The 676-nt window shown below is 67.6% G+C and carries 1 protein-coding gene; it reads left to right on the top strand.

All coding sequences use genetic code 11. The features are described 5' to 3' along the window. On the top strand, positions 1-676 hold a 676-nt coding region (locus tag WCE05_RS25885; RefSeq protein ID WP_368816821.1), incomplete at both ends, for an AMP-binding protein.

The following is a 676-nucleotide window of genomic DNA, read 5'->3' as shown; positions in this document are numbered from 1 at the left end:
CCGGGCGCCGATGACGCGCGCAACCCGAACGTGGCGGTGGCCCCTGAAAACCTGGCCTATGTGATCTACACCTCCGGCTCCACAGGCCGGCCGAAAGGCGCGGGCAACCGCCATTCGGCCTTGGTCAACCGACTGTGCTGGATGCAACAGGCCTATCGACTGGATGCCCGCGACAGCGTGCTGCAGAAAACGCCGTTCAGCTTCGACGTGTCGGTGTGGGAGTTCTTCTGGCCCTTGATGACCGGTGCGCGACTGGTGGTTGCCGCGCCGGGTGATCATCGCGACCCGGCCCGTCTGGTCGAGCTGATCACTACCGAGCAGATCACCACGCTGCACTTCGTGCCGTCGATGCTCCAGGCATTCCTGCAAGACAGCGGCGTGCCACGCTGCACCAGCCTTGCGCGCATCGTCTGCAGTGGCGAAGCGCTGCCGGCCGATGCCCAGCAGCAGGTGTTCGCCAAGCTGCCGAAGGCCGGCCTGTATAACCTGTACGGCCCGACCGAGGCGGCCATCGACGTGACCCACTGGACCTGCCGCGAGGAAGGGCGCGACAGCGTGCCGATCGGCGAGCCGATCGCCAACCTGGCCTGCTACATCCTCGACGCCGAGCTGCAACCGGTGCCGGTGGGCGTGCTGGGCGAGCTGTACCTGGCCGGCGCAGGCCTGGCGCGCGGCT

Origin of the sequence: Pseudomonas sp. I2 (genome assembly GCF_040984075.1) — a bacterium.
GTDB classification, from domain to species: domain Bacteria; phylum Pseudomonadota; class Gammaproteobacteria; order Pseudomonadales; family Pseudomonadaceae; genus Aquipseudomonas; species Aquipseudomonas guariconensis_B.
This window is presented reverse-complemented; position numbering and strand designations above follow the sequence as displayed.